The 4,029-nt window shown below is 51.1% G+C and carries 2 protein-coding genes; both read right to left on the bottom strand.

The genetic code is table 11. The annotated features are described in order from the left end of the window. Positions 1–697: 697 nt before the first annotated feature. The gene (locus ACTJKB_RS30775; protein WP_440838024.1) at positions 698–3,451 is read right to left on the bottom strand and encodes an alpha-mannosidase; all 2,754 of its coding nucleotides are present in this window, start codon (positions 3,449–3,451) and stop codon (positions 698–700) included. Between the two features lie 27 nt (positions 3,452–3,478). Beyond that, the gene (locus ACTJKB_RS30770; RefSeq protein ID WP_440838023.1) at positions 3,479–3,760 is read right to left on the bottom strand and encodes a hypothetical protein; all 282 of its coding nucleotides are present in this window, start codon (positions 3,758–3,760) and stop codon (positions 3,479–3,481) included. Positions 3,761–4,029 lie beyond the last annotated feature (269 nt).

The following is a 4,029-nucleotide window of genomic DNA, read 5'->3' as shown; positions in this document are numbered from 1 at the left end:
GTTCAGTTTTCAAAGATCAAGCTCGTCGTCGGCGCCGATTATCTCGTCACCAGCAACTCTTATAATATATCATGTTCGGCCGAGTAATGCAAGCTCTTTTTTCAACTTCTTTTCGAGCTCGGCATTGATGTTTCTTGGCCGGAATAAGAATATACCATGTACAGAGTTTCATTGCAAGCATTTATTTTCATTGTTCTATAATTTACTTATTAGCCCAGTAGATCGCTAAATTATTCAGCTGTGAAACCTTCCTCCATTGTCAACATCCATACAGTATGATGCCCATTCTCCGCTTAATCATTCCTGTCCCGAATGAGATAACCATTACGAAGACACTTTGCAGCGCCCCCCCTCTATCAGAAAGACCGGCGAGCAACGCCGTCCGCCGCGGTACCTACGAAGTCTTAATGGCAAATGGTATAGAAAGCTTTACTGCCCTTGGAATACTCACGAATACCGCTCCTACAAAGACAAGCAGCAGGCGATTCACGAATGGGAAACCTCTGATTGGAAGAGACATAGAACTCCCTAGCTTGTCGAGGCTATTAATGACTGATATTGAATGTACAAAAAGGTAAGTGGACCAGCTTAACTCTGCTGTCGGACGCTTTGCGGTGAGCATGTAAGCAGCTTAATGCCTGAACTTTTAAAGATCCCCCGGCAGGGAAGCACCGGGGGATCTTTTTGACATATATAGTTAAGCTCTTAGATGAATACCGAATGTTGCAATCTCGTAAGGTCCGAGTTCCAGCTGATGCTGAGTATCTCCCGAAAGCGACAGCGGAGCCGTTCTTTCTTCTAATATGCTTGTGCTATACAGATGATGTTCATGAGGAAGTTGCAATTGTAGATCTAATTGCGCGTCTGAGCCGCTCATGTTGTACCAGCGCAGCAGAAGGTCTCCCGTAGTTTCATTCATTTTCATAGAAGAAAATGCGGCTTCTGTGCCTTTCCAGCTCAAAGGTGAATAACCCGAAGCGATTGTACCGGTATGGACACCCGTCTGGAAGATGGTCCACGGAATCTGGAATTGGTATGCTTCGGCATATGCGCCTGTAGTGATGCCATCTCCACTATGCGGAATCAGCATTAGCTGCGCGGTATGCTCACCAATGCATTGCGCTTCCGGTGTCGGGAACCAGCCCCAGTCGCCTAATTCGCCTACACTGCGAAGCAGGGTAACAGCAATCGTATTGCGTCCGTCCCGCAGCACTTCATATTCATTCAGACCGAGATTGGCTACAGTCATGCCCGCCTCAGCACTGCTCACATCCACAAAAGCCTGTTGATGCTGAGTATTGCTTGGATTTTGCCATTCTACCGCTGGCTCGTTCTCCCGCTTAGCAATTTCGAACATAGAATCGGCATGATGCACGGAGGTCTGCAGATCCGTAGGGAAGAGCATACGTACACGGTGATCCTTTGCAACATTGTTGATCGTGGATTCAATATGCAGCCCTTTGCCTTCTCGCTCCAGCGAGATTACGGTACGAAGCTGTAGAGTCACAGTTTCATTGCTGCGCTGAGCTTTACGCTCCGGATAATATACCAGTGCAAGCTGCTCCTCTTTCAAAGTTGCATCTGCGGAAGCAGGGATCTCCCACTCATGCTTAATCTCAACAGAAGCCCGGTAAGGAGTATCTTCAAGCACAGTAATTGCAGCATTCAGCCCTTTAGTAGTCAAAGGAATTTCGCCATCCGGCTGTCTGTACATGTACTCATTACCGATGTCTCCGGTATTCTCGTAGATGCCAAGATCACGGTATACTGCACCGCTCAGCTTGTGATGCAGGCTGAAAGAGCCATCTCTGGCAACTTCGACACGAATTGCTTTATTCTCCAGGATATGCTCACCGCTAATAAGAGAAGCCTTCTCGGCAACTGCTGCTTCCTGCTGTGCTGCCCATGCATAAGCACGTAGTCCGAGAGCCGGAACGTCCGCTGCTTCGAAGGTGATTTTCACTCTACGGCACATGAACGGCTGGCGGAACTTATCATCCGGCAGATCGTAGCCGAATTCCAGGCCCAGGTCCTCCACGGTGCAAGCCAACACCTTACCGCTGTCATCCAGCAATACTCGGCCAGAGAGATTAAATTCCTTCATTCTGCGGGAAGTCTCCTCCAGGCCGAAACCTTCGCGAAGGTATAAGCGGGCTGCGTCCAGTTCGACACTGACAGTCCCTGTGCGGCTCCAGCCTGTCGTGTTCATCACCACAAAAGGAACAGCTTGCGCACCTTCCGGGGAGCCTTTAAAAATAGAGGTATCTACAGCCTCCGCGATAAATCTGGCGCTGTCTTCTATGATACTTTCTGCTACGTGACGGCTTTTATCAAAACGGGTCACCATCTCGCGATGCACTTCGTCCACGCTGCAGCCGCAGATGCTGTCGTGCGGGTGGTTCTGCATCAGCGTCTTCCAGGCGTAGGTGAACAGATGATGCGGATAGTTTTTGCCGGCAAGCCCCGCAATGGAAGCCAGAGGCTCGGCTACTTTTTCGAGAAGAGCCTGGCCCTTCTGATTCATCTGCTTCAAATACACACGTGCCGAAGCGGTATTAACGAGTGTACCCCAACCGTCGGTCCGCTGGCTGCGCAACTCGCCTGTAACCGATGAAAGTTCACGTCCACCCTGCTCCAGATCGGCATTCAGCGCATCCAGGTAATCCGGGAAGTTGGAATGAACGAACTCCACCTCGGGATAGAGCGCATGCGCGGTGGCAATCGCCTCCGGCAAATCCAGCTGAAGCGGCTGATGGTCGCAGCCATTCATGAACAGCAGTTCACCAGTGGAGGCATATTTTTCGGCATCGGCCAGCTTACGGTCCCAGAATTCACGCGCAGCAGCCTCGTCCGCCGGAACTTCATTCCCGTTGGAATACCAGTTGGCGAAGAGGATGCCGAGAATGCGGGAGCCGTCCGGCCCTTCCCAGATCAGCTCGGAGAACGAAGACTCATAGCCGCCGTCGGATACGGTATTATTGAAGCCGGTAGGCTTCACTCCTCTGCCGAAGAAGGCATTCTTAATGCCGGACTGGAGCATGAGCTGGGGCGTCTGGCCGACGAGACCGAAGGTATCAGGGAAATAACCGATTTTGGACGGGTCTCCGTATTTCAACGCATCCTGATGGCCGATCTGCATATTACGCACGTTCGCCTCACCGCTCGTAAGGAAAGCGTCCTGCAAAATGTACCACGGGCCAATCAGTATCCGGCCATTACGAATATGCTGCTCCAGCCTTGTTTTGTTCTCCGGGCGGACCTGCAGATAATCCTCCAGAATAATCGTCTGGCCATCCAGATAAAAGCTGCGGAAGGCCGTACTGTTATCCAATTTATCTAGCAGTGCATCCACCAGCTGCACCAGACGGACATGGTGTTTCTCGTAGGGCAAATACCATTCCCGGTCCCAGTGGGTGTGGGAAACGATATGCGCGGTTTTTTTCTTCGTCATGACTCCCATCTCTCCCTTAAATCTTGCTCAATGTGTTGTAATTGCAGTTTCTCCCGCTCTGTACACGGATGTCAGCTGCCCCTGCTTGTCTGCGGCAAACAGTATGGAGCGTTCTTTCTCCAGCCGGAAGCTGTAGCTCATGCCGTTCTGCGGGCCTTGGACTTCAACGTCAGCATCCCAGGCGTATTCGGATACGACAATATATAGTACACCTTCGGCAAAGCCGAGCTTGCACCCGTAGACACCTGACAAGTCTCCCCCGCTGATCCACTCCAGCTCCGCAGGACACGGCAAAGATTCTATCGCCAAGCTTCATCTGTTCCCCGCGCCGCACATCGCTTAGCTCACACGTGCCGAGAATTTCTCCTAGGCGGTCGGACGGCTGCCAGTAAGAGTTGAGTCCGAGCGCTCCTATCACTACAAGTTCACTGGTCCAGTGCGTTCTATAAAAGCAATCAGCTGTTCTTTAATGCTATTCCTCAATCTCCAAAGGGTACTCCTTCATATATTTAAGCAACTCATCCACGGTGGTAAAGGCAAGGCCCGTAACCGTATCCGCACACCCGTAGTAGATGGCA

Origin of the sequence: Paenibacillus sp. 22594 (genome assembly GCF_052044425.1) — a bacterium.
In the GTDB taxonomy this organism is placed as follows: domain Bacteria; phylum Bacillota; class Bacilli; order Paenibacillales; family Paenibacillaceae; genus Paenibacillus_AQ.
This window is presented reverse-complemented; position numbering and strand designations above follow the sequence as displayed.

Coding starts and splice junctions, on each gene's coding strand:
- ACTJKB_RS30775 (WP_440838024.1), bottom strand. CDS start 3,451: ATGACGAAGAAAAAAACCGCGCATATCGTTTCCCACACCCACTGGGAC.